Source organism: Shewanella pneumatophori (assembly GCF_023283895.1).
In the GTDB taxonomy this organism is placed as follows: Bacteria; Pseudomonadota; Gammaproteobacteria; order Enterobacterales; family Shewanellaceae; genus Shewanella; species Shewanella pneumatophori.
Genome location: NZ_JAKILB010000016.1, coordinates 1 through 24,552, shown reverse-complemented (window position 1 = coordinate 24,552; position 24,552 = coordinate 1). Strand labels below are relative to the sequence as shown.

The 24,552-nt window shown below is 42.7% G+C and carries 21 protein-coding genes; 8 read left to right on the top strand and 13 right to left on the bottom strand.

Annotation, left to right across the window (positions count from 1 at the left end):
- Positions 1-59: 59 nt before the first annotated feature.
- Positions 60-680: an outer membrane beta-barrel protein gene (locus tag L2740_RS18750; RefSeq protein WP_248951579.1), complete on the bottom strand. Its 621-nt coding sequence runs from the start codon at positions 678-680 to the stop codon at positions 60-62.
- A gap of 237 nt (positions 681-917) precedes the next feature.
- Between L2740_RS18750 and L2740_RS18745 the strand changes: the two genes are divergently transcribed.
- The 5 genes from L2740_RS18745 to L2740_RS18725 all read left to right on the top strand — a co-directional run bounded on the left by L2740_RS18745 (position 918) and on the right by L2740_RS18725 (position 6,856).
- Positions 918-2,270 carry a lipase family protein gene (locus tag L2740_RS18745; RefSeq protein ID WP_248951578.1) on the top strand — a complete coding sequence of 451 codons (1,353 nt, stop codon included), beginning with the start codon at positions 918-920 and terminating at the stop codon, positions 2,268-2,270.
- A 242-nt stretch (positions 2,271-2,512) separates the two neighbouring features.
- A complete protein-coding gene (locus tag L2740_RS18740; protein WP_248951577.1) occupies positions 2,513-3,406 on the top strand; it encodes a virulence protein in 894 nt (297 codons plus the stop codon).
- Positions 3,407-3,450: 44 nt separating this feature from the next.
- Positions 3,451-4,359 (top strand): alpha/beta fold hydrolase, encoded by a 909-nt coding sequence (locus L2740_RS18735; RefSeq protein WP_248951576.1) that lies wholly within the window; start codon positions 3,451-3,453, stop codon positions 4,357-4,359.
- On the top strand, positions 4,356-5,657 hold the full coding sequence (locus L2740_RS18730) for a DUF4056 domain-containing protein (RefSeq protein WP_248951575.1): 1,302 nt from the start codon (positions 4,356-4,358) through the stop codon (positions 5,655-5,657). Before L2740_RS18735 ends, L2740_RS18730 begins: the two co-directional genes overlap by 4 nt.
- Complete coding sequence (locus L2740_RS18725) at positions 5,654-6,856, top strand: BamA/TamA family outer membrane protein (RefSeq protein WP_248951574.1); 1,203 nt, start codon at positions 5,654-5,656, stop codon at positions 6,854-6,856. The genes L2740_RS18730 and L2740_RS18725 overlap by 4 nt, the downstream gene beginning before the upstream one ends.
- Before the next feature lie 73 nt (positions 6,857-6,929).
- On the opposite strand, the gene L2740_RS18720 is transcribed toward L2740_RS18725, so the two are convergent.
- From L2740_RS18720 to L2740_RS18700, 5 genes are all read right to left on the bottom strand, one after another.
- Complete coding sequence (locus L2740_RS18720; protein ID WP_248951573.1) at positions 6,930-7,673, bottom strand: cupin domain-containing protein; 744 nt, start codon at positions 7,671-7,673, stop codon at positions 6,930-6,932.
- A gap of 420 nt (positions 7,674-8,093) precedes the next feature.
- Positions 8,094-9,167 (bottom strand): DcaP family trimeric outer membrane transporter, encoded by a 1,074-nt coding sequence (locus L2740_RS18715; protein WP_248951572.1) that lies wholly within the window; start codon positions 9,165-9,167, stop codon positions 8,094-8,096.
- 273 nt (positions 9,168-9,440) lie between these two features.
- On the bottom strand, positions 9,441-10,580 hold the full coding sequence (locus tag L2740_RS18710; RefSeq protein ID WP_248951644.1) for a porin family protein: 1,140 nt from the start codon (positions 10,578-10,580) through the stop codon (positions 9,441-9,443).
- Positions 10,581-10,625: 45 nt separating this feature from the next.
- Positions 10,626-10,994 (bottom strand): cytochrome c3 family protein, encoded by a 369-nt coding sequence (locus L2740_RS18705; protein WP_248951571.1) that lies wholly within the window; start codon positions 10,992-10,994, stop codon positions 10,626-10,628.
- A complete protein-coding gene (locus L2740_RS18700; RefSeq protein ID WP_248951570.1) occupies positions 10,994-12,517 on the bottom strand; it encodes a flavocytochrome c in 1,524 nt (507 codons plus the stop codon). Before L2740_RS18700 ends, L2740_RS18705 begins: the two co-directional genes overlap by 1 nt.
- 340 nt (positions 12,518-12,857) lie before the next feature.
- On the opposite strand from L2740_RS18700, the gene L2740_RS18695 reads away from it, so the two are divergent.
- Entirely contained in the window at positions 12,858-13,631 is a 774-nt protein-coding gene (locus L2740_RS18695; RefSeq protein WP_248951569.1) for a TetR/AcrR family transcriptional regulator, read from the top strand.
- A gap of 90 nt (positions 13,632-13,721) precedes the next feature.
- Here the strand turns inward: L2740_RS18695 and L2740_RS18690 are convergent, their stop codons facing one another.
- On the bottom strand, positions 13,722-14,072 hold the full coding sequence (locus tag L2740_RS18690; protein WP_248951568.1) for a cytochrome c3 family protein: 351 nt from the start codon (positions 14,070-14,072) through the stop codon (positions 13,722-13,724).
- A 10-nt stretch (positions 14,073-14,082) separates the two neighbouring features.
- Positions 14,083-15,585, bottom strand: coding sequence for a flavocytochrome c (locus L2740_RS18685; protein ID WP_248951567.1), 1,503 nt, complete (start codon positions 15,583-15,585; stop codon positions 14,083-14,085).
- Positions 15,586-15,774: 189 nt separating this feature from the next.
- Between L2740_RS18685 and L2740_RS18680 the strand changes: the two genes are divergently transcribed.
- Together L2740_RS18680 and L2740_RS18675 are read left to right on the top strand one after the other, a co-directional pair.
- On the top strand, positions 15,775-16,536 hold the full coding sequence (locus L2740_RS18680; RefSeq protein WP_248951566.1) for a TetR/AcrR family transcriptional regulator: 762 nt from the start codon (positions 15,775-15,777) through the stop codon (positions 16,534-16,536).
- A 120-nt stretch (positions 16,537-16,656) separates the two neighbouring features.
- A complete protein-coding gene (locus tag L2740_RS18675; RefSeq protein WP_248951565.1) occupies positions 16,657-17,748 on the top strand; it encodes a branched-chain amino acid aminotransferase in 1,092 nt (363 codons plus the stop codon).
- 64 nt (positions 17,749-17,812) lie between these two features.
- Here L2740_RS18675 and L2740_RS18670 read toward each other — a convergent pair whose 3' ends face one another.
- The 5 genes from L2740_RS18670 to L2740_RS18650 all read right to left on the bottom strand — a co-directional run bounded on the left by L2740_RS18670 (position 17,813) and on the right by L2740_RS18650 (position 24,073).
- Complete coding sequence (locus L2740_RS18670; protein ID WP_248951564.1) at positions 17,813-18,214, bottom strand: energy transducer TonB; 402 nt, start codon at positions 18,212-18,214, stop codon at positions 17,813-17,815.
- A 312-nt stretch (positions 18,215-18,526) separates the two neighbouring features.
- Positions 18,527-19,477, bottom strand: a complete 951-nt coding sequence (locus tag L2740_RS18665) for an acyltransferase (protein WP_248951563.1) — start codon at positions 19,475-19,477, stop codon at positions 18,527-18,529.
- A gap of 7 nt (positions 19,478-19,484) precedes the next feature.
- Complete coding sequence (locus L2740_RS18660) at positions 19,485-20,387, bottom strand: acyltransferase (protein WP_248951562.1); 903 nt, start codon at positions 20,385-20,387, stop codon at positions 19,485-19,487.
- 209 nt (positions 20,388-20,596) lie between these two features.
- Positions 20,597-22,033 carry an EAL domain-containing protein gene (locus L2740_RS18655; RefSeq protein ID WP_248951561.1) on the bottom strand — a complete coding sequence of 479 codons (1,437 nt, stop codon included), beginning with the start codon at positions 22,031-22,033 and terminating at the stop codon, positions 20,597-20,599.
- Between the two features lie 519 nt (positions 22,034-22,552).
- Positions 22,553-24,073 (bottom strand): YifB family Mg chelatase-like AAA ATPase, encoded by a 1,521-nt coding sequence (locus tag L2740_RS18650; protein WP_248951560.1) that lies wholly within the window; start codon positions 24,071-24,073, stop codon positions 22,553-22,555.
- Positions 24,074-24,552: the final 479 nt, after the last annotated feature.

Genomic DNA, 24,552 nt, shown 5'->3' with positions numbered 1-24,552 from the left:
AGTAAAAAGCCGGCAACTAATACAAATTAGTTGCCGGCTTTTTATTACTTATTTACCGTTTAGAAGCGGTAATCAACAGATAGATATAGTTGTTGGCTGTCGTTGAGTGATGCTGTTTCTGTTCCAGCTACAGCATTATATGGTGTAGGAACTGGTTGGTTGTTTACATCATAATCTTGCTTAAGGTAACGGTAACCAATTTCAGTGCTTAGGTTGTCATTGATTTTATACATTAGACCTGTTTGACCACCCCAAACAAAACGGTTGTCAGAATCTACTGCGCTAGTATCTGGGCTAATGTGGTTAACACCAGCTGTTGCACCAATAAACCAGTTAAGCTTGTTGCTATCGCCTAGACCCACTAAGTAATCGTAAGACATTAAAAAGCTTTGTTGCTTTGAGAAATCGTCTGAATTGTAAGAGTACGTACCATAAACACGGTTAGCATCATTTAAGTAAACACCTGCTCTTAGTTCGTAAACGGCATTATTTTCAGTCTCTTTCACATGCGCTGTCTGAGGACCTCCGGCAATTGGATTTTGAATCTCAGGCACATATGAACCTTTATATGTGTTTTGCTGTGCGCCAACACCGCCACCAATAAACCAGTCTGCAGCCATGGTCGGTGCTGAGATTGCAGTTGCCATTACAGACGCTAGGATAAGTGCTTTAGTTTTCATGTCGTACTCCAAAGTTGGATAAATAAATTCGGTGTTGCGCTTTGTTGGGCACATAATAGGCGAGGCTTGCTGAATAAGAACTGAATGATATTAACAGTCGCTTATGCTGAGTATTTTGCTATATAGCTATCAGTGAGTTTCTGGTAACTTATTGAAAAATAATGTTGAGCAGATTGATGTGTTTACCATGAAGCGGAAATCATCGAGCTACTGTTAAAAATAATTGTCGAGGATTGTGTGGATTTAGTTTTTGTTCATGGATGGAATGTAACCAATACCGATACTTATGGTCAGTTGCCACAGGTACTAGAAAAGCTGTCTGATAGCGACTCAAAGTTATCAGTGCACCATATTCATTTAGGGCGATATATCAGCTTTGATGATGAGGTTCGCCTTGATGATATTGCAAGAGCATTTGATGATGCTCGGCTAAGTTTGTTAGCTAATAAACCTTTTGCCGCTATTACTCATTCCACGGGGGCGCCGGTAATGCGCCAGTGGTTACAGATGTTTTTCTCTGGTAGTGATATTAAAACCTGCCCGCTTACTCACCTAATAATGTTGGCGCCTGCCAACCATGGTTCTGCACTGGCGCAGTTAGGAAAATCTCGAGTGGGGCGAATTAAAAGTTTCTTTGCTGGAGTCGAGCCGGGGGAAGCCGTTTTAGATTGGTTGGAGCTTGGCAGTACTCAACAATTGCAACTTAACTTGGATTGGTTGAGGGAGTTTAAGTTAGGTGAGGGGCCTTGGCCTTTTGTGCTAACTGGCGAAACCATTGACGATAAGTTTTACGATTATCTTAATAGTTATACTGGGGAGTCAGGTTCTGATGGCGTAGTTCGAGTTGCTGCTGCAAATCTTAATTTTACCTACGTTAAGTTAAAGGAAAGCGCCGAATCTTGTAATGGTTTTGATGCGCGCTGTGTTGTTAAACTTTCACAGAGTCAATATGTTACCCCGCAGCATAAGGTTGCTTTTGAGGTGATTAAAAAAGCCAGTCATAGTGGCAAGGAGCAAGGAATTATGACCTCTGTGACGGCAAAAAATACTAAAAGTAAGCCGCAGGTTCAGCGGATTTTGCAATGTCTAAATACTCGTAATGCTGAGCAATATCGGCAGCTTTCCACCTTGATGGCAACGGCAAGCGAGAGCGGCCACCGAAAGCAATTTCGTGGCAGTATGTTGGTTGTGCGGGTTAGCGATGATTTAGGCAATCCGATTGAGGACTTTGATATTGTGTTGCTTTCAGGTGCTGACTTTTTGCCGAGTAAGTTTAAAAAAGGCTTTATGTTAGACAAGCAAAAAAATATTAAAAATAAGCATGTTGTGAGTTTTTATCTCGATGCAAAAAAGTTAGCTAAAGTCGATAATGGCCAACTGGGACTGCGTATAGAACCTAGGCCAGATAATGGTATGTGCTATTACCGCAGTGCAGAATTTCATTCAGAACCTAAGCAGATCTCATTGCTGTTACAGCCAGATCAAACCAGTATTATTGATATCGTGTTAACGCGGCAACGTCACCCAAACCTATTCAGCTTAGTGAATACCGAAAGTGGTGGTGACTTTACCGCTCTGAATATCAGTTAATCATATATTGAATGGCGGGCTTAGCAATCATCACTCAGAACAGGTATGCTAAATATAGAATTAGATTTTTTACTCTATTTTTTTTCTATTGAAGCGGCAGATTTCAGATTTATTTCAGTTTGCTGAGCAACAATTGAGCTAAGCTGTGTTCTTATGTGAATTCTTATACGTGTTCATTTCACAATGCCTTTTTGATTTACGGCAATTGATATTTATCTTCTAGTAAAGGTTTCAATCTATAAATGCTTAAAATGATTTCTATTTTGGCAGCACTTTCGGTGCTGCTTTTTGTTTCTCCATCTCAAGCTGACTCTATTGAAAGAGAGCCGCATAAAGAGCTGTACGACAGAACATTTCCTATTTGGGCTCAAGAAGCGATTGATTTAGGTTACGAGTTACCTAAACCGTACGGCTTCACATTGAACTACATGAACATGGATCAGCCTTTGGTGGTCGACTCGGTTGGTTTTTCAGGTTTAGGTGGCTTAGACGACATTCTCAGCATCAAAGGTAGTTTAGCCGAGCAAACCTCAGAAACACTATCACTGCGCGGTGATATGTGGGTATTACCGTTTTTAAATCTATACGGGGTTATTGGTCACACCAAAGGAAGCAGTATAGCTAACGTTAAGCTGGAAGCTGATTTAACCGAAGTGCTACCGCCGCTATTTTGTAAGTTCAACCCATGTAGTCTTGCTAGCCCAGCTTTTGATTTTATATTGGACTTTAAAGGTACTACCTATGGTGTTGGTGGAACCATAGTTGGTGGAATTGGCAATTGGTTTGCTTTGCTTGATGTTAACTATACCAACACCCGTTTGAATATCCTTGATGGTGAGATCAGCAGCATAGTGGTGTCTCCTCGTGCCGGTTACCGCACTGAGTATAACAATCGCGATGTACAAATTTGGGCGGGTGCCATGTACCAAAATGTGGAACAAAACTTCAGTGGTTACTTGCGTGATATTGGCATTCCACTTGGCAATGCCAAGTTTGAGGTGAACCAACATTTAGCAGATAAGTGGAATGGTTTAATTGGTAGCCAGGTTAGTTTAACCAGCAATATCGATCTTTTGATGGAGTTTGGCTTGGGGACGCGTACCAGCTTTATGATGGGCGTTGGTTACCGCTTCTAAAGCGCGTTTTATCGGTTGTTGCTTGAATTGTTTTGGAGATGAATATGCGTATTATCATTAGCCTGACGCTTGGTTTTATAATGGCAGGATGCTCAGCTGTCGATATAGTGGATGCTCGCGATAAAGCAGCTTTGCAAGATGTAGGCTTTGCACAACATAAGCTCAGATTGCAAGAGGGCGGCGAGCTTAACTATTGGCAAGCCGGTCAAGGCGAAGTGATATTATTGCTGCATGGTTTTGGTGGCACGGCAACAACCAGTTGGCAAGAAGTGATGATAAACTTAAGTCAGGATTATCGGGTGATTGCGCCTGATCTTGCCTGGTTTGGCGAGTCTTATAGCCAAGGCGCAGCGAGCTTAGCCACTCAATCCAAGGCGGTTAGGCAACTGATTGCGGCGCTTGATGTCGATACGGTTAATCTAGTCGGGATCTCTTACGGTGGCTTTGTCACTTTTGACTTGATGATCACTGAACCTAAAGTGGCAAAAGCGGTATTGCTTGCAAGCCCCGGAGTGCTGTTCCCAGATAGCGAATTGGCGTTAATGAATCAGCGTTTTGAAGTTGATGAAGCCAGTGACATTTTTGTGCCACAAAACCCAAAGCAAATGCGCCGTTTACTCGATGGCACCTTTGTTGATTTTCCTTGGTATCCAGGGTTTATCGACGCAGGTATTTTTGAAAAATACTTTGCTGGTTACCTCGATGAAAAACGACAATTAATTGATAGTTTACCTGCTGACCGGGACCGGATTGCAGCTGAAATATCAGTTGCGTCTCTGCCGCCAAGCATGCTGATTTGGGGGGAGAATGATAAGGTGTTTCCGCTCAATTTAGGCATTCAGTTAGCTGATTATTTAAGTGCGCCGATAGTGATTATTCCCAAGGCTGCACATGGTTTAAGTAACGATTATCCAGAGATAGTGACTCAATCCGTTAAGGCATTCGTGCAATGAGTTTTTGTCAACGCTTAACTCATATCGTAGGCTTTATAGCTATCGCTTTACTCAGTGCTTGCAGCAGTAATGACTGGCAAGTGAGAGCCTTACCTAGCGAGGCTGCGGTTAGTGCAATGCTAGATGATGAGCCCGATCTCAATCAGCTGCATGCGTTGTCACTGCAAGAGCTACCTTTGGTACCTATTCCTGAGGCGGTTCGACCTTGCTGCGCGTTTGGTAATGCGCAAAAAGTTAAGGTTGGCCCAGTGCCTGTGCCTTTTTTCCGTTACGCCAATACACTCGCTGTTGAGAGTGTCGGCCCCCATGCGTTTGAGGCTGGCACTTTTAGTTTTCAAAAAGATGCGCCTAATGGCCAACGTGGCACTGAACATAATGGCCAAATGTATACGTTAAAGGGCGGTTTTATCGACTTGGCCCATGTTCGTGATACTGCGGACAATGCAATAGCGCTGTTTTATCGTATCTACCCTTTGTTAGGACAATCGCAAACAATTAAGCTGCCCGATGAAATTGGCCCTCGAGTCATAGAGCTCAAAGAATTTGATACCTCGTCATTAACGCCCAGAGAACGTTGGGAGTCTGCCGCCGCCATAGCAGTTAGGTTGGCATACTTTATGGCTGAAGCCCATGAGGTTGCGCAGTGGCATGGCTACCGCAGTTGGGCGCCTTGGTCTGAAACCGTTTCGGCTTACTCCCCTGAAGATCTTTATTCAAACATGCTTGGGGCGAAAATCGCTTTAGGCTTGCTAAATAATAATCTTGCTATGAGTAAAGAGCTTTACAACCAACATATGACTCAATGGTTAGCGGCTACGCTTGCTTGGTTAGAGCCGGTTTCTATTGCGCAAACCAATGCACTTTTTGATGTGATTGACGGTTATTGGTGGGACTCGAACCAAGCATTACCGAGTAAATTTATGTTGCTGAAACGCCATTATGAGCTCGGTGATAAGCAGTCGCCTTATCTAGTTACAAAACAACTTGCTGAGCAACATGCGAGCTGGCAAGAGATAAAACCACTTTATGCAGAAGACAATCAGGCACACTCACTTTCACTTAGTAATACTGTGCATGGCATTGAAATTGATACAGTCGCAACCCAAAAGCTGACAGTGGCTGATAAATTTAAACACAGCTTTAAGCACATTCCGCCAGCGCTATGGCAAAACGGTTTTACTCAAGCTGATTTCAAACTCATAAGTCAATATAACCAGGCTCAAGACACCATTGAGCTACAACGGCATCAGCAATCAGAATTGCCAAATGAGCTTGCTAATCCACTGGAGGTGAAATGACCATAATGAGCAAAGCGTCCTATTTTATTAGGTGTAGTCGATTTCCGCTCATATTAGCCAGTCTTACTTTACCCGCAACCTATGTGGTGGCTGAGGAAATTGAAAAGAATGCTGAAGCTGCTGAAAACCAAGAGTCGCAGGGCTGGGTTGAAGACTTTTTGCAAACCTTAGGTGCAGACGGTGAGTTTGATCCAAATAAGCTTATCGATTTTAGTTACCTTCCTGGACCATTTTATAATCCTGAAATGGATTTAGGTGTTGGGATCTCGGCGGTAGGTTTATATCAATATGATCCAGACGATGAAGTTAGCCAGCTATCTTCATTGGTGATTAATGGTCTGGCATCAACTAATGGCGCATTAGGTGTCGCCATTGCTAATAAAACCTTCATTAACCAAGACCAACAAAGGTTTTATCTAAATGCCGAATTGTTCGATGCGCCGGATGTTTTTTATGGTGTTGGTTATGATGACAACCATCAACAGGCGAACAGAATTGAGTTTAATCAGCGCATAGTGTCAATTAACCCTATGTTATTACAGCGGATGAGCCCAACGAGTTTTGTTGGTATTGGCTTTGATTTCAGTTATGCCGATGCCAGTAAAATCGACCCGTTAGACTCCGCTGTTGATGCTAGTTTGCTTGATGAAGACTCCCGTAGTGTCGGTTTAAATGTGCTGTTAAACCACGATAGTCGCGACAATGTATTAAACCCGCAGTCGGGGCGAATTATTGAGATAGATGCAGCTTTTTATCGGCAATATTTAGGCAGTAAAACAGACTTTGATGTGTATAACGCGCTCTATAGCGAATATATGCAAACAGGGCGTGGCAAAGATATTTTAGCTTGGCAGGTTCGTGGGCGATTCACTAGCGGTGACGTGCCATGGGACCAACTGTCAAAAGCCGGAGGCGGGGACTTACTGCGCGGTTATACCTCGGGGCGTTATCGCGATAAGCAGATGCTGATGACCCAAGTTGAATATCGACTCAATTTGCCGGGGCGCCATGGCATGGTGTTTTGGGGCGGAGCCGGTGTGATTGCTGACGATATTAGTCAGTTTAACGCTAATAAAATTTTACCTAACGGCGGGATTGGGTATCGGTTTGAGGTGAAACGAAGAGTCAATTTGCGCTTAGATATGGCATGGGGTGATGGCGACAGTGGTTTTTACTTTAACGTTAATGAAGCGTTTTAGTTTGACTTCATATCAAACGAAAAGGGCCCTAATAGGCCCTTTTGTATTTAACGACTTTACTCGTTTAGTAAGCTTACTTCTTGAAGATAGCTTCGTTAGTACCGTATGCGCCTAAGTTTAGGTCGCGCTTACGGATCTCATCAACGCGGTCGAACGCTTCTTCAGCTACATGTAGGTTTTGCACGTCTTTACGCCAGTAGTACTTAAAGCCGTTAAAGTGTGCGTTGTTCGGGTACCAGTACATTACACCCAAGCCTTTGTCGCTTAGGATTGGCGTGTTGTGGATAGCAGCGCCTGGAATGTAGAAGTATTGGCCTAGAGATAGTTTCTGGAACTTGTTCTGTGCCAATGTTTGGCTTTCACCGGTTACTACGTAATAACATTCTGGCTGGCCATGGAAATGTGGCGCGTGATCTGACTTACCGCCATCGGTAATACCGATCACAGTTGGGCTGTCAGACAGTTCTTTCCAGATGTAACCAACTGGTGATTTAGACTTATCACAGTCTTGAATTTCTAATACGTTACCGTCGTCATCTAGCGACTTACAGAACTGTTGATCGGCTGGGATACTGCTGTTTGACTTAATTGTTGTAAAGTCGATTTCACCCGCTTCCCATGCAGCGATATAAGCTTCAACTTCTGGGTTAGCACACTGTGCAGGCATAGTATCTTGCGGTGCATATGGTGTGCTGTCATACGGGATTGGTGTCATTTGCTGGTATGGTAGCTGTGCGTGATCGCACTGTGGCCCTTGAGCTAAAGCAGCGGTAGAAGTTAACGCAGCAATGCCGAACATCATTTTTAGTTTCATCATTCTTATCCTATTTTTAGCTGGTGCAGCTAAAGCTGCGATATTGTGCTCGTTTTAACGGGCTTGAACTAACAATAAAGTGATAATTAGGCTGTAAAGTTGAATTGGATCACGCAGCGTTTTTAGCAGCAAAATTATTCGTGAACCTAGTCGCGAATAATCTTTTTTTCGGTAGTGATAGAGCACACGTTTTTAAATTGCGGCTGTTATTTAAAGTGACAACAGAGCCGGTTTATTTGTATTAGCGACAGATGAATTTGTTTCAGTATTTGGCAAATTAGGTGGTTTAGTTAGGATGTTTAATTACGATTTTTAATTACGTGAGTTTGAAAAAAAGCCTGCTTTATAAAGCAGGCTTTTTGACTATTTAAAGGCAGTAAGTTTTGCAGGGCTTAGAGTTGATGAATACTCTATTAGCTACCATTAAATATAAAACTGTAGACTAAGCTGGGCGTAGTTTGAGGCGCCTTGGGGGGCAGGTTCACCTGAGTATGGGCTTTGCCCATCATCAATTTGATAACGGCCCAGTTCAAAACCGAGTGCTAGTACAGGGGTTAAGTTAGTGAATAAATTAACCCCTGCATGGAAACGATCTGTTTGCTCAATGTCTGTCATAGTCACCCCATAAAATAGGCTAGAGCGAGTGCGCTCAGTCCAAAAGTGGCGGTAGGCAAACATTGCCGATGTGGTGGTTTCTATCTCGCCATTGATCATGTCTCTAGCAGCATCGGTACCTACATAGCGGCCTAAATTACCGTAATGTAATTGCAGTCTTAGATCGTCTTTGCCGATAGTATTTAATTTTGCTGCAATGGATACGCCTGCACCAAATTGCGCGGTATCTTGCGGGTCTAAATAACGTAATAGGCTAGATACTGATACGTTACCCCAATCGCCTTTTTTATCGAAGCGAATGACGGCATCAGGTACATAATCATTACTGGTATCAACCCATTTCTTGTCTGTGACCGTGCTGCCAGCTTTAGTGCCATAGGTGTATGGGTTTTCTAAAGCAAACTGCCAGCTGTCGGTGCTGTAGCGCACCAATGTTTGCCGTACCATTGTTTGGCCGGCTAGGGGCACGCCTAGATCTGCGGTTTCAGCAAAGGTACTGGTATTAACCATGGTTGACCATGTTTGACCGGCAGTTAAGCCTTCATAGCTAATATAAGCGTGGCGTAAGCGCGGGCTGTATGAGTTTGAGAACACCGCATTACCTTGTGACGAACCAGAGAAGTCGATTTCGGCAAAACCGCTGACATCACCGTGAGTAATTCCGACATTTAAGCGGCTTTCGGCTGCACTAAATTGGGTACGCTTGGCTGATTCAGTAATACTGCCGCCACCGGTCCAACTGTCTTGGAAGGCTATATCGCCATCAACATAGCGTGCATTGGCTTTAATGAATCCGCCAAAGTGATATTCAGTGGCCATTGTTGATTGTGAACAGCTAGCGATTAAACAAATACAAATAGAGGCTTTAGTTATCGATTTCATTGTTTCTTCTTATTCGGAAAGGGACAAAAAAAGCCCAAATACGTAAGGTATAAAAGGGCTTGGTCCATCAAGGTATTTGTTGGTAGGGATGAATTACCAGAACAATATTTGCTAGAACCTAGAGTGTGCAGGGATAACAAAAGCGAAGTGAGAGCAGCTTCGCTTGTGTCGATAACGCTGGTTAACTTTGTTACATCAGCAAATGTTTGTTGCGTGTTCCTGTGCGCGAAACATTTGCTAGCCGTAACCTAATAACTGAAAGTTCGGCAGTTATTAGAAGTAGTATCCGAAGTTAATGTTTATGCGTTTATCCCAACTGTCACCCATTTCAGGTAGACCAACATGATCATTGTTAGCGGTAGAGAAGGTCATGTTCTTACCCATAACAAAGTCGACCATGGTGTAAGTCGGGCCTGCTGAGATCGCACAACCGGTTACGTTTTGTAAGCTATTGTCGTAACTAGCATCATCAACATCAGGCGTCATTAAGCCGAAGTCGTTGTAGCACTTAACACTGCCCCAATCCGTAGGAATTGTTTTCGCTAGGTTTAGGTTATATGCCTGACCTTTTGAGGCAATTTCGTACTGCCAGCTCACAACCGATACTGCAATTTTGTTGGCATCCACAGCATCAGCTGCATCGTATTCGTACTGCATTGCCTGCAACTGTAGATTCCAACCGTTGTAGCTGCTGTCTAAGTGCAATGCTACGGCGTAACGATCGCCGTTATTACCCGTATTGCTGTTATAGATCTGGCCATACTGAACTGAGCCCCCAAAGGTTGTTTGACCGCCTTCATGCTCGGCAGTGTAAGTTTGGCGCAGGTTGAACTGGTTAGTCTCTTCGTTATAGTAAGTGATCCCACTGGCTTCAATCTTGCCACTGTAGATATCTGTCGAATAACGCTTGTTTTCAGACGGTCCGTACTCAGCACTCTTATAGAATGCTAGGTCGGTGTGCCAGCCATTTTTTTCGTAAACAGCTTTAATACCTGTATCATGATCATCTTCAAAACCTAAGTAATAAGGAATGCCAAACCAGTAGCTGTTTGAGATGAAGTCGCGGTTACCAAAAGGCACCTTATTGATACCAAGTTGCAGCTGCCAGTCAGGGTTTACATCATAGTAGGCATAACCGTACTTGATGTAGTCAGTGCCAGACGTGAAACGGTATTCTGCTGATAAGCCCCAGTCGCCATGCTTACCATCGAACTTGATTGCTGCCATATCAAAGTAAAAGTCACCGCCTTTATCTTTGTTAACTTGGTCATAGTCACGGTAAGCGTAGTTAACACGCACTGCGCCGCCTAGTTTGATACCATCTTCAGTTTGTTCTGCCGCATGAGCAGTACCTGAAAGTGCGATTGCTGTAGCCACCATCGACAACATAAACTTAGTGGTTTTTTTCATCATCATTCCCTATTACTTTTTTAGGTTTTTTAAATTAATCAGTCAAAATTACATCTCTTCAAACCAAGTACGGTGACACTCTGTACAAAGCGGTGCTTTCTTCTCGTGCTCTGCGTGACACGCTAAGCAGCTTGCACCTTGGTTGTAATGTAATGATTTATGAGGGTGTGCTTCTGGAATCGCCAGTTTGCTTTCATCCACAGGAATACTGTTGATATCGCCATGACATTCAACACATGCAGCATCGGTAGTGTTTTTCTTACCTGAGCCTTGGTGGCATGTTTGGCAGCCATCTTGGTAGATAAACTCGTGGTTTACGCGACCTTCAGTTTTACCTTTCATCTTCACTAGATCGCCAGCCATAACGCTGCCAGATACTGAAAGGCTAAGTAGTATGCTCAGTAATAACTTGTTCATTACACGGCTCCTTGAATGTCTGCTTTGATGGTTTCTGACACTATGATGCCCATTACTAGACATTCTAGGCATGAGGTTGAGCTCAAACGGGCTTCACCGTGGATACCGCCGGTAACTTCACCGATAGCGTATAGGTTCTTAATTGGCGCCATTGAACGGCCGTCGATAACACGAGCGCCTAAGTCAGTTTTTAGACCGCCCATGCAGTAATGCACTTTTGGCCAAATACGCGACACAACAAATGGACCTGTTAGTTCTTCAGCGGTATCCATTTTGCGGTTAAATAGCGGATCTTTGCGGTCTTTAACGTGCTTGTTGTATTCAGTTACGCTGCGCTTCAGTTCTGCTGCAGGGATATCGAACTTAGCTGCGATTTCATCTAATGAATCAACTTTCCAAGCCATTTCGTCACGCAGTGCGCGCACAACACGGTCATCTTTGGCGTAGTTGTTGTAGTTGAAAAACACCACTGGGTAAGCAGGGCTGCCATCAGCATTACGGTTTTTCATAATGGCTTCAGAACAAGTCTTACGGTCAGCACGCTCGTCCATAAAACGTTTACCGTTTAGGACGCTGATTGCTACACCTTGGTGCCAGCCGATAGATAGCAGTGCGTTTGACCAACCGAATCCACCTTCATCTGGAGATCCCCAGTGGCCAGTTTGGATTAGGTTCATGTGCACAGGTAGTGCGCCGTGTGCCATTGCTGTTAGCGTCACTTCACCAGTTGCGCCTAGTGCGTTAGTGCAATCTAGTGTTGGATCTAAAGATGGATCAACCGCTTCACGTAGTGCCATGTTACGAGCAAAACCACCGTTCGCGAGTACGACTGCTTTGTTAGCTTTAATGAAAATAGTGCTACCAGTAGTTAGATCTGGGAAGCGGTAGTTTTTACGGACTTTAACACCAATAATTTTTTGGCCGTCCATAATGAAATCTTCGATGTAGTGCTGTAGACGGTGATCAACGCCAGCTTTAACGCCTGCTTCATAAAGCTTGGTGGTAATATCACCACCCGTACCGTGTTGGGTGCGGATTGCACGCGCTTTATTGTGGCCACCTACTTGGATGTTAAAACCATCACGGAATTTAACGCCGGTATCGATACAAAGATCGTATGCATCTAAAGAACGGTTAGCGATAACGCGCAAGGCAGCTTCGTTTTGCATGCCACGGCCAGAAATAATTTGGTCTTTAACTAGCTCTTCTGGAGAGTCGTCATTAACGCCTTGTGCAAGCTGGATTGGGTTTTTAGGGATAGCTAACCAACCACCGTTGATTGCAGAGTTACCACCAATCACTTGCATTTTTTCTAAAACAAGTACTGAACCTAGGCCTTGACGCTTAGCATTCACTGCCGCTGAAAGACCCGCAAAACCAGAGCCAACAACAATAACGTCAGCGCTTTCGTCCCAGTTGATTTCACCACAGGTTTTAGCCTGAACGGTACCTGGTAATGTTGCCGCTAAGCTACCAACAGCAGCACCAGCACTCAATTTTAAAAAATTTCTTCTACCTTGCATTTTGTAATCCTCAGAATGGGAATGAGGTAAATGTAAACGCAAGTTCGGTTGCTAAAGGTGAACTAAGTCACGGCATTTTTTCAGTGACAAATTTATTCGTGAGTCACATCTCGAATAAATTTTCTCTGTTAATGATGGGCAGAGCACGTCTCTCGAAAATGTGAATGGATTCAGAATAGAGTTACAAGTTATTGCTGTAATGTTTATATGACGTAATTCACAAAGGCTACCAATAAAGTAGGATTAGCGTGAAGTGAATCCCGATTAGGAAAGAGCTATCTATAATCTGTAATTGTTAAAAGCGCATAATTGCGCTAATTAGAAATACAGGTTGTTATAAATGAAATGTCCCACTGATGCACTGCCTATGATGCGCTGCAATCAAATACTTGATGCGGCTGAGCAGCTTATTGAGTCGCAGGGTATTGTGTCGTTCAAGTTCTCTCAATTGGCAAAAGAAGTGGGCTGTTCTACCGGTACGTTATACAAATTTTTCGAACGCAAAGAAGATGTACTTGTGTGCTTGTTTTTACGCAGCGCCACTTCTAATCACTTGCCGATATTTATTAACAAATATCCGGATTTAACTGCGCAAGAAAAAGTGCTCTTACCCATTTTGTTTACATTTGAAACGATTAAACGCAGTAAAAGCTTTTTTACTCTACGTTCAGTATCGGTAAATACTATGGTTTGGCAGCTAGCGAGTGACGAAAAAGTCGAACGCTTTAAAAAGCGTATCAATGCGTTTTGGGGCTGGTTTACTGAATCACTAAATGAGGCTGTAGCAAGAGGGGAATTAGATGCCACACCGCTGCAAGTTAAAGAGCTGGTTCAAGGCATTACCTTTTACTTAACCGGTTCATTGACCCAGTTTGAAAGTCAGCTGATTGCACCTGAATATTTATCCAACCGTCGCGAGACCTGTTACCGACATTTGGCTAGATTAATGGCGCAGTACAAGTGGGTTAAACCAATTACTCCAGAGTTGTTTGAATCATTAGAAGAAAGAAGCTCAAGCTTTTTTGATAAACACTACCGTGACCATATGAGCTGCAGCGCATGCAGTGCCTTGGCATGTACAGGTGTTGATACGAATAGTACTTGCTTACGCTAAAGCAAGTTTTTAGCTCAAATTTTAATTTCTTTAATATCAACAAGCCCAAAATTAGTTCTGGGCTTGTTGCGCTATCTGTTATATCAAGCCTTACTTAAACTTTGGATATTCAAAGTTGTGGCAATCCATACAAATGGCTTGTTTCTCAGTATGTTCGCCGTGGCATTCCATACACGGTGCTTCTTGGCCGTAGTGCATACTGTCATGTGGATTTTGCTTCGCTTCATGACCTTCGCGTTTAGTTTGCTCCGCTAGGTCGCCCATATCGTGGCACTGTAAGCAAGACTCATCAGAAGGGTAGTTTTTTAACCCTTGGTCATGGCAAGATTTACAGCCTTCTTCATATAGGGCTTCGTGATAGTCACGTTTATCTCTTGCTTGAGCTGAAAGGGCGATAACGCTGCTAAATACCAGCACAAGTAAAGTTGTCATTGGTTTCATGTCGGTATCCTTATGCTTTCATCATCGAACGTGCTGCTGTTACACCAAATGCCATGCAGTCTGGGGTAGAGCAACCACCAAGTCGGCTTACACCATGCACACCACCCGATACTTCACCTGCTGCATATAAATTAGGAATTGGTTTACCATTTTTGGCTGCAATTACTTGAGCTTTGGTGTTGATTTGAATACCGCCTTGGCAGTAGTGCACCTTTGGCCATAATCGCTGCACAATAAATGGCGCTGTCATATAGATCCCTGTACTCATATCCATGCGCTTGCCAAATTGAGGATCATCGCCAGCTTTTACGTATTTATTCCAATCTTCAATTTGCTGTTTAAGCGGCTTAAGTGGTAAGTCAAAATGTTTGGCGATTGCTTCAACACTATCGAATTCCCAGGCAACGTTGTATTTAAGTACGTTTTCCATTGAAGGGTCTTTTTGTGCTTCATGCTTAGGCGCAATAAGTAGAGCCGGATTAGGCTTGCCATCTTTGTCGCGACGCTGGATCTCAAGATCTGCGCGATGCTTACGGTCTGCTGTTTCATTCATAAAACGCATGCCAGTATTGCGGTCAATAGCGATTGAGTGCGGGAAGTTGTATAAAGAGAAACCTGCGCCGTAACCAAAGCCGCCTTCATCAGGCGACGCCCAAGGGCCAGACTGAATAAAGCTTAAGTGAATTGGCATTGCACCTTCAGCTAGCATGGCAATAAGTCCATCACCAGTAGCACCACGAGCATTAGTGTGGCCTACTTCATCACCCAGTGTTGGATCAAGTGCTTGACGGAATGCTACGTTTGCCGCGAAACCGCCCGTTGCGATAAGCACACCTTTTTCGGCTCTAACATTAATTAGTTTGCCTGAGTCTTCATGATCTGTGTGATAGCCTTTACGTACTTTAATCCCTAATACCGTGCCGTCATCAGCGGTAATCAAGCCTTCAAATTTGTGGCGAGTTTTAGTTTTGACGCCGTAGCTACGAGCTGTTTTTAGCATAGGTCGGATAAAGCCTGCGCCACTGCGTTCAACCACTTGGTGACTGCGTGTAGCGCTTGTACCACCAGTATTGATGATATGGTCGCGATATACACAACCACAATCTTTAGTTAGTTGGTAAACATATGGTCCGAGTTCTGCGCTATGACGTAGTAGTTCTTCGCTAGCATAGCCTCGGCCGGAGGCAAGTTGATCTTTTACCATAAGTTCAGCACTGTCTTTGATACCGAGCTTGCGTTGTAAATCTGTATCGGCAAAGCAGGCTTGACCCGCATTTAGAGTCGAGTTGCCGCCGTACACACCTAACTTTTCAAAAACCACAATATCTTTAGCACCAAGTTTGCCTGCTTCAACTGCGGCTGCAAGGCCAGCAAAGCCAGATCCAACGATAACGACTTCATGGCTTTCATCCCATTTTATGTTTGATGATTGCGCATTGACTGTAAGAGGGGCAAAAGCACCAACTGCTGCTGCACCAGCTCCGAATTTTAGAAATGAACGTCTTGTTTGCATTTTTAATTCTCCATTTAGCTTGGAGACACAATAAGCTTGAGGCTGACGCTCAAATATGCGTCAAATCACACTTTATATTGGGGGAGAAAGTTTTTTGTGGATGCCTTCAAGAAAATCTTTCTTCTGAGTATCTATATCGATATTTCTCATTAGTATCAAAAGTATAGAGAGAATAAAGAGAGTGTTTATATGCAGTGCCCAGGTAGAAATTTAGATGCTATTCGCTGTAATCAATTGTTAGATGTAGCCGAAAAATTGATAGATGAACAGGGGGTTGTATCTTTTCGGTTCGCTCAAATAGCTAAAGGTGCAGGCTGCTCAACTAATACTCTGTATAAATATTTTGAGTCAAAAGAAGATGTATTGGTTTGCCTATTCTTAAGGAACACTACATCAAGCCAGATCCCGGTGTTTATTGATGAAAATCCTGATTTGAATATCCGAGAACAAGCTGTGCTACCGATCCTCTTTACTTTTGAAGTGGTAAAGCGCAGTCCGATTTTTAATATTCTTAGAGTTGTGGCAATTAATAGTATGTTTTGGCAATTGGCGAGTTCCGAGAAGGTGGAGATTCTAAGGAGTCGGGTAAACCTATTTTGGAGTAGAGTGAAAAGTCCTTTAGAAGAGGCTGTTAAAAAAGGCGAGCTAAAGGCCACTTCGCTGGAAATTGATGACTTAAGTCAGGCGCTTTACTTTTTTCTTGCTGGAGCAACCTCGTCTTTTGAAAGTCGACTAATGGATGAGCAATACTTTATTGCAAATGATGATGTTGGCTATAGGCATATCAGTCGCTTAATGAATCATTACCAATGGCGTGAGCCCATTACTCGGGAGATGATGCAGAGTTTGTCAGGGCAGATTAGTGTTTTCTTAGATAAAAGTCGGGGAAATATTCGTAGCTGTGACTCATGTTTAGCTATCGGTAAATGTTTTGACTGTAGAAAAGAATAGTTGATTGAGTTTGCTTTAAAGCATCGAGTTTAGTTGATGGATCTTTAGCTAACCCCCGTTTTACTTGACTTTTTTATGACCACTGATAGGCTGCTCAGTCAGTAATCAAGGTGGTATACAATGCAAATAACTTATAATTTAAAACCTGCGTTAGAGCGCCGAAGCGAACAGTTTAACCCTACAACGAATGTTGGTTTTGGCAACCTCAGAACAGACCACATGTTTTTGATGGATTATCGAGATGGTGAGTGGTGTGATCCGCGTATAGTTCCTTATGGTCCATTTGAAGTGGCACCGGGGGCAATCGCGCTGCATTATGGTCAATCAGTGTTTGAAGGGGCTAAAGCTTTTCAGCATGATGATGGCGAAATTTATACCTTCCGAATCGATAAAAATGCCGAGCGCCTTAACCGTTCAGCAGATATCCTTTGTATTCCAGCCTTACCTGAACAAATGCAAATTGATGCGATTAACGCATTGATCGATGTTGATCGTCTATGGTTCCCGATGCAAGAGGGCGCATGCCTTTATATTCGTCCGTTTATTTTTGCCACTGAAGATCGCTTATCTGTAAGCCCAAGTGAACAATATACTTTCTGCGTAATGTTAAGCCCAAGTGGCCCTTATTATAGCGATGGTTTTGATAAAGCGATTCGTTTGCTGATTAGCGAGCGTTTTCACCGTGCAGTATCTGGCGGTACAGGCGCATCTAAAGCTGCTGGTAACTATGCGGCATCACTAAAAGCGGGTAAGGCTGCTGCTGAATATGGTGCTGCTCAAGTATTGTATTTAGATGCGAATAACAAGCAGATTGAAGAGGTGGGAGCGATGAACCACTTCCACGTGCTTAAAGATGGCAGCATTATCATTCCTAAGTTTACCGACACTATTTTAAAGTCGATTACCTCGCAATCGATTCTTGATTTAGGTGAGCTATTGGGCTGTGAAGTGCGTCAGGAAACAGTCATGCTAGACCAGTTCATTAGCGACATTGAATCCGGTAAGATTATTGAAGCTGGCGGCTTTGGTACAGCAGCTGTTGTATCTCCAGTTGGCTCTTATATCTTTGAGGATAACCGGGTAATAACGGTTGGTGACGGTAATGTAGGTGAACATACAAAACGTATTTATAAAGTGTTAACCGATATTCAAAAAGGTCTGCTTCAAGGCCCTGAAGGTTGGGTGCAGCACGTTAAACGTGTGCATGTATGATCTTGACTTAGATACTAAATTGGCTCCTAAATAGGAGCCTTTTTTATGCCTGTAAATAGTACGTTTAAAGGCTTACTGTTGTGCTGACTTTTACTGCTTGATTTTGGAAATTTTGAGGTGCGGGATTAAATTGATATGCCTCAAATTGTTTTAAAGCTTCAGCGTCAATTGTTTCGCCATTTATGGTGTTCGTTACATTAACTTGGCTCATGTATCCATCCTCATTAATGATAAAGGATATTTTGTATGGTGATTTAGTTTGTTGCGCAGTCTTTTGGGGACTGACAACATTTTGCCAATCAATCAAATTGTTTTTGGGGAACCAGTAAAAAGCAACTTCACTGCTATTGACTTCAATAGGTTGATTGCCAATGTAATGGCTCATCGGGCTACTTGTGCACCCACTAGCGACTAATATTATGGCTAACGCCTTTAATATATTTAAATACTCACCTAACTGATACACTTGTGTTGTCCTTGTTAAATCGTGTTAACTCCGAGTGTAAGGTATAGGTAAGAGTTGACTAAGTCTAGTCAAACATTTGACTTATAAACCGAACTGTATGTTTGGTGATGTTCATTGTGTTTTTCAGAGGAGATTTAGTCGAACTAAAGAGTGCCATTTGGTTTCTTGTTGGAGTAAGTTTGTGTACTTACTGCGTAGCTTAGTTTTTTATACTAGATGGGGTATATGGCAGATTGTTGACGTTTATTGTTGAGGGAGATAAAAAGCAGCGGTATTCGCTGCTTTTTTGGTTAATTATTAGATAGCTGCTGGTTAGCTCTTACTGTGAATATTATGTTGTTGATTAATATCTGAACTTGCTGAATTATGTTTGAGCATTAATTGATGGATCTCTTCATCTTTTCTTTCCCAAATCTCATTAAGCCAGCGTTGGAAATCTACACGATAAGCTGCTTCTGAAAAATAACGTTTATTATCAACTTCAGGTACAGGCAACACTTTTACGCGAACTACAATCTTTTTCATGCGGCCATGCATCACTTCGTATAGCGCATCTTTTTTAAAGACCTCTGGATACAACACAGTGACATCCAATAGGTTGGTAAACTGCTCCCCCATTGCTGATAGCGCAAAGGCAATTCCGCCCGCCTTTGGTCGTAATAAGTAACGATATGGAGAGTCTTGACGAACCCGCTTATCTTCAGTGAAACGACTGCCTTCAACATAGTTGATAATAGAAGTTGGCATGCCGCGAAACTTCTCACAAGCTCGACGAGTTGTATCTAAGTCTTTACCTTTTAGTTTCGGGTTTTTCTTTAATTTTGCAGGGCTGGTACGAGTCATAAACGGCATATCTAGTGCCCAACATCCTAGGCCTAAAAAGGGCACATACATCAGCTCTTTTTTTAAAAAGAACTTCAGCATAGGAATGTGGTTTCTTAATACGTAAGTTTGCGCCGCGATATCAAAACCACTTAAGTGGTTACTGATCAACAGGTACCAACTGTTTTTATCGAGGTTATCTAGTCCTTCGATATCCCATTCAATATCGGCAAGCAGATACAATATCCCACCATTACAGGTGGCCCAGGCCCACATAAAGCGATTCATAATGTGGGTTAAACCATTACGAGCTGGGGTGAAGGGTACCAGTAACTTAATGATGCCCCCCACACTTATTAATGAAGCCCAAATCACAGTGTTAATTATCAGCAAGGTGGTGCTTAAAAAATATAAAATAGAACCAGGTAAAAAGTTCAACATTGTGCGCTTATGCCTCTTCTCGATGGTTTGTCTGTGCAAACTCGGTTAGCACTTGGTCTTTTTGCTGCCAAATGAGGTTAAGTTGTTCTTGGAAGTGGATCTTAAACTGGCGATCTTTTAAATAGTCACCGCGTAACTCGTCACCAATCTTACTAATCCGGATATGTACCTTTACTTCTTTCACTTGGCCACTTATGAAATCCCAATAAGAGGGGACTTTGCCTGGATAAAAGATTGAAACATCAACCAGCTTATCTATGTGTTCCCCCATGGCTGATAGCGCAAAAGCCATGCCGCCAGCTTTAGGTTTTAATAAGTGATTATAAGGGGAGCTTTGCTTACTGTGTTTGATTGAATTAAAGCGTGTACCTTCAACAAAATTCATAACACTAACGGGCTTACTCTTGAACTTAGCGCAAGCTTTCCGGGTTATTTCGATATCTTTACCGCGTAGTTTAGGGTTGCGTTTTAGTTGAGCATTGCTGTAGCGGCGCATAAACGGAAAATCTAAAGCCCACCAAGCTAAACCGAGAACCGGTACATAAATCAGCTCTTGTTTAAGGAAAAACTTTAAGAAGGGAATTTTTCGGTTTAATACGCGTTGCAGAATGAGAATATCTACCCAAGACTGATGATTCGCGATAACCATATACCATTCTTTGGTAGACAGCTCAGTATCGCCTTCAATAGTCAGCTTAAAAGGGTGTAGGGTATTTTCAATGATATTGTTAATACTAATCCAAGCGCTTGCACAGAAATCGAGAAAGTGGGTGCAAATAACACGGGTCACTGACAAGGGGATGAGTTTAAAAAAGCTCATAATAAAAATAGGGAAGACCCAAAATAGGGTATTAATGAAATAACAGCAAAAAGCCAAGCTGCCCCTTATGCATGACACTATTGCGTCCATTCATAACCTCAATAAAAAATTTGGAGACCTATAGTACTAGTTGTCAGGATTTGTCTCAATCTAGATGTTAAATTTTGCGCTTTTACTAATTTGTTATTGCTAGTCAGTAGAGGAAATGTTGAAACTTTCCGAAAATTTGAGGCTGAGCGTTTGGATAATTGGGAGGTACTCGCTAATTTTTGCCCCGCAATTAGCGGGGCAAACGGAGTTTAAAAATTAAGAATATAACGTCTTAACTCATCAGCGGGTAAAGCTTTTGAGTAGAGCCAGCCCTGATGTAAATGAATGCCAAGTTGTTTTAGGTGTTCTGCTTGAGCAGTTGTTTCTACCCCTTCAGCAATGAGCTTAATATCCATTTCTTCCGCTATTGCAATATACGAGCGCAGTAAAAAAGGCTGGCTAGAAGCTTCTGTAAGTATCTTGATAAAGGCTTTATCAATTTTAAGGTAGTCGAATTCAAGTTGCTGCAGAACTAACCCTCCACCATATCCAGTGCCAACATCATCCAATTTCACTAAGCAGCCTAGCTGTTTACAGCCTGCAATAAAATCCCGCATTGCTTGCCAAGATAAAATGGGTTGCCGCTCAGTTAGCTCAAAACATAATCGGTTTAACGGATAACCGTTATTAGCTAAATGTTGTAAATAGCTGAGTAGCTCACCATCTTCGATTTGCTTAGCACTAATGTTAATGCTGCACTTTTGGATCTGCTCACTCATCAATAGTGATTTCATTTCATTGAGCGCAGTTTTAATCATCCATTTGGTGATTTTTGGCATTAGCAGATCTTGTTCAAGGTAGCGAATAAAGCTGTTGGTTTCTCGATAACTGCCATTTTTATTGCGCCATCTAATTAATGCTTCAACACTATAGACCCGCGCTTTATCAGTATCGATGATTGGCTGGTAAGCCAAATGAAATGCTTCATTTTTTAATGCTCGAGTAAACTTTTGATGCCAATAGGCTTTAATAATAGCTTCTCTGCATACGAAGCTTAACCAAGCTAATGCTGCAGTGGGTAAAAGCAGTATTAAAAAAATCGTAAGCCATAGTTGATTACGCGCCGATTCATGAGCGGTTAAGGTGTACTTAAAATTGGAGTTTTCAGCTTGGTAGTTAATACGCACAAATGCATCGTTTTCATAATCATTGTTGATCCAATCTATGCCATTGATATGAACATAAATTCCGCCACATACATTACAATTTGAAAGTATCTGGGTGATTTCTTGGATAGATTGCACAGGAACAAAGACTTTGGTGCTGCTATTTGTTGCGCTAGCATAGATTGTCTTTTGTTTATTAAAAGTGCGTGCATCCATGCCCTCAAAAAGTCCGTGGCCATCGATATCTTTACTTAATAGCCTGCCACCTTCTGGTACAGGCCAGCGGCCGATAGCTGAGCAAATGATATTTTCATCATTAAACCTAACCCAAGGCACAGGTAAATTACTTTGTTTAAAGAGCTTATTTTTAAGCAAAGAGATAGTTTCTTCAGAGCAATAGCTTTTCTGCTCTTCTTGCAGCATGACTTGGATAGCAGTCATTTGAGCTTTGGCGATTTTCAGTCTTTGCTGATATTCAGAATCTAGCTTAATCGCAACATCGGTAAGCTGGCTAGCAAGTTGATAATGACTTAATGCCATTGAGATGACTAATAAGCTGATGAACACTAGTCCAGTAGCGAAAGACTTTATTGCGTAAGGCTGATTATATTTGAACTTGCTGGGCATGTTAGTAAAGGTAAGTTTAAAATTAAAATAAAATGATAGCCGCTAGCATATAAATCACTAACTGGGATGACGATCAAACAGATACATCGTGGAGAATACAGGCCTATTTAACCTTCCCAATATCAGGAAGATCCACAATATAGCGAGCGCTAAATAAGTACTTAGGTATGTACGAAGTAAACGAATGTTTGCAACTTCAATATCATCGAGTTAATAAAGCGGGCGGAATTTACTGCAATCTTGGCTTTGATACAACTTATTTGTGCATGGATTAACAACTTATTTCATTCCAAATTTATATCGGCGCATTAGTGACGAGCCAAGCTGACAAAAACCGCACTCAAGTCGCACCTATACCTTGCTGCACTGTGATTCAAATCTGCTTTTTGCTGGGCAGGCTAAAAACTGCATGGATTTATAGAGGCCACCTAGTTATTGCTTTGAGAGTGACGTTAGCAATCTATCCATTGCACGATAACCCAGTGCTTGGGCTATATGGCTACGACTAACATTGGCCTCTAATTTTAAGTCGGCAATGGTTCTAGCAACTCTTTGTAGCCGATGGTAACTGCGCACAGATAAACCAAGTTGATTAACACTTTGCTCTAAAAACAGTAAGTCTTTGTCATTAAATTTACCGTCTTGCTTTAATTGTTTTCCACTTAATTGGCAATTGAGCACACCTGAACGAGCGAGCTGTCTTTCTCTTGCTAAGTTCACTCGCTGGGCAATTTCATCACTGGTTTCTGCTTGGTGATCCTGATTATTAAGTACACCTAAAGGTAATTTTGGCACATCAATGGTGAGATCAAAGCGGTCTAGAAATGGTCCTGATAGCTTAGATAAATAACGTTGGATCTGCTCTGGTGTTGAGCGACCATTGTCGGCATCACCACATGGGCTGGGATTCATTGCAGCTATCAATTGAAAACGACTAGAAAAAGTAAGTTTAGCTGCTGCACGAGAAATACTGACCTCTCCAGTTTCCATTGGTTCGCGTAAGCAATCTAAGACTTTTCGTGGAAATTCGGCAACTTCATCAAGAAATAGCACTCCACGATGGGCAAGCGATATCTCGCCAGGTTTTGGTTGTGCACCGCCACCTACTAATGAAATTGCTGAGCAAGTATGGTGTGGACTACGGAAGGGTCGCTGATAGAAGTTAACCGGTTTGATATTGTGACCTGCAACGGAGTGAATAGCTGCAACCTCTAATGCTTCGTTGTAAGCAAGACGTGGAAGTAACTTCATTATTCGGCTAGCTAGCATAGTTTTACCTGTGCCAGGTGGCCCAAGCATTAGTAAGTTGTGGTTACCTGCAGCGGCAATTTCTAATGCTTGTTTAGCTTGATGCTGACCAATAACTTCACTCATACAAGATTGCTGGGTTGTATCATCAGGCTGTAACCACTCTAAACTGGGGTCAATGCTTGGTAGGCTAGACTGACCATGTAAATATGCTGCTAAAGAGTGTAAGTGCGTGGCAAAGCGCACTCGCTCAAATCCTACTAATTCAGCATCTTCTCTGTTTTCAGTCGGCAATACTAAAATGCTGTTTTGCTTGCTGGCATCAACAATAACTGGCAGTAGTCCCTGACAAAATCGAATTTGTCCTGAAAGAGCCAGCTCACCAACAAACTCATGATGTTTAATTGAATCGAGTGGAATTTGCTTTGAAGCCGCAAGGATGCCTATGGCAATAGGAAGGTCGTATCGTCCGCCTTGTTTAGGAAGATCTGCCGGAGCAAGGTTTACTGTGATGCGGCGCATTGGAAACTCAAAACCCGCGTTGATGAGAGCACTGCGAACTCTTTCTTTTGCTTCCTTGACTGAAGCCTCGGGCAGTCCAACTAAATTAAATGCGGGTAAACCGTTGCTTAGATGGACTTCAACTTGTACTGGTGGAGCTTCGACGCCATGACTGGCACGGGTCGCGACGCAGGCGATGGGCATAAACAAATCCTTTTGTTTTATGTATTGATTTTAGTTTAGCTAAAGTTTGGTGGTTTGCTTAATGTAGAAATGGTGACTTGTTATTAGCAACCAAACTTCGTTTGTAAAGGGTCGTGGCTTTGCCACATATCAGGCTACGCCTGACTAAAGTCGTGAGCTTCCAGCTCACACACGGGCAAGAAGGGGTCAACAGCTACCCCCTCTTGCATCTCCCCAGCCGCCCCGACGAAGTTGTTGACCCTCAGTCATTTTCGAAAATCGCTATCGCCTCAGAACCGCCATCCATGGCTCTACTAAGGTTACCTGGTCATCCATGACTCGCTCACACGATTTATCTTCAATGACCCTCGGCAACTCCGATGGGGAAATGATGTGGTCAACTAAAACTGTACACCAACAGGGGATGCGTATTTACGCGGCCATCTCAGCTGCTGTTGGTGTCATGTAGTTATTATAACTATGACCCCGTTTTGTATTGT

What these genes read in the sequence shown, in the direction of transcription:
- L2740_RS18750 (WP_248951579.1), bottom strand. Translation starts at nt 680, where the DNA reads ATGAAAACTAAAGCACTTATCCTAGCGTCTGTAATGGCAACTGCAATC.
- L2740_RS18740 (WP_248951577.1), top strand. Translation starts at nt 2,513, where the DNA reads ATGCTTAAAATGATTTCTATTTTGGCAGCACTTTCGGTGCTGCTTTTT.
- L2740_RS18735 (WP_248951576.1), top strand. Translation starts at nt 3,451, where the DNA reads ATGCGTATTATCATTAGCCTGACGCTTGGTTTTATAATGGCAGGATGC.
- L2740_RS18730 (WP_248951575.1), top strand. Translation starts at nt 4,356, where the DNA reads ATGAGTTTTTGTCAACGCTTAACTCATATCGTAGGCTTTATAGCTATC.
- L2740_RS18725 (WP_248951574.1), top strand. Translation starts at nt 5,654, where the DNA reads ATGACCATAATGAGCAAAGCGTCCTATTTTATTAGGTGTAGTCGATTT.
- L2740_RS18720 (WP_248951573.1), bottom strand. Translation starts at nt 7,673, where the DNA reads ATGATGAAACTAAAAATGATGTTCGGCATTGCTGCGTTAACTTCTACC.
- L2740_RS18715 (WP_248951572.1), bottom strand. Translation starts at nt 9,167, where the DNA reads ATGAAATCGATAACTAAAGCCTCTATTTGTATTTGTTTAATCGCTAGC.
- L2740_RS18710 (WP_248951644.1), bottom strand. Translation starts at nt 10,580, where the DNA reads ATGATGAAAAAAACCACTAAGTTTATGTTGTCGATGGTGGCTACAGCA.
- L2740_RS18705 (WP_248951571.1), bottom strand. Translation starts at nt 10,994, where the DNA reads ATGAACAAGTTATTACTGAGCATACTACTTAGCCTTTCAGTATCTGGC.
- L2740_RS18700 (WP_248951570.1), bottom strand. Translation starts at nt 12,517, where the DNA reads ATGCAAGGTAGAAGAAATTTTTTAAAATTGAGTGCTGGTGCTGCTGTT.
- L2740_RS18695 (WP_248951569.1), top strand. Translation starts at nt 12,858, where the DNA reads ATGAAATGTCCCACTGATGCACTGCCTATGATGCGCTGCAATCAAATA.
- L2740_RS18690 (WP_248951568.1), bottom strand. Translation starts at nt 14,072, where the DNA reads ATGAAACCAATGACAACTTTACTTGTGCTGGTATTTAGCAGCGTTATC.
- L2740_RS18685 (WP_248951567.1), bottom strand. Translation starts at nt 15,585, where the DNA reads ATGCAAACAAGACGTTCATTTCTAAAATTCGGAGCTGGTGCAGCAGCA.
- L2740_RS18680 (WP_248951566.1), top strand. Translation starts at nt 15,775, where the DNA reads ATGCAGTGCCCAGGTAGAAATTTAGATGCTATTCGCTGTAATCAATTG.
- L2740_RS18675 (WP_248951565.1), top strand. Translation starts at nt 16,657, where the DNA reads ATGCAAATAACTTATAATTTAAAACCTGCGTTAGAGCGCCGAAGCGAA.
- L2740_RS18665 (WP_248951563.1), bottom strand. Translation starts at nt 19,477, where the DNA reads ATGTTGAACTTTTTACCTGGTTCTATTTTATATTTTTTAAGCACCACC.
- L2740_RS18660 (WP_248951562.1), bottom strand. Translation starts at nt 20,387, where the DNA reads ATGGACGCAATAGTGTCATGCATAAGGGGCAGCTTGGCTTTTTGCTGT.
- L2740_RS18655 (WP_248951561.1), bottom strand. Translation starts at nt 22,033, where the DNA reads ATGGCATTAAGTCATTATCAACTTGCTAGCCAGCTTACCGATGTTGCG.
- L2740_RS18650 (WP_248951560.1), bottom strand. Translation starts at nt 24,073, where the DNA reads ATGCCCATCGCCTGCGTCGCGACCCGTGCCAGTCATGGCGTCGAAGCT.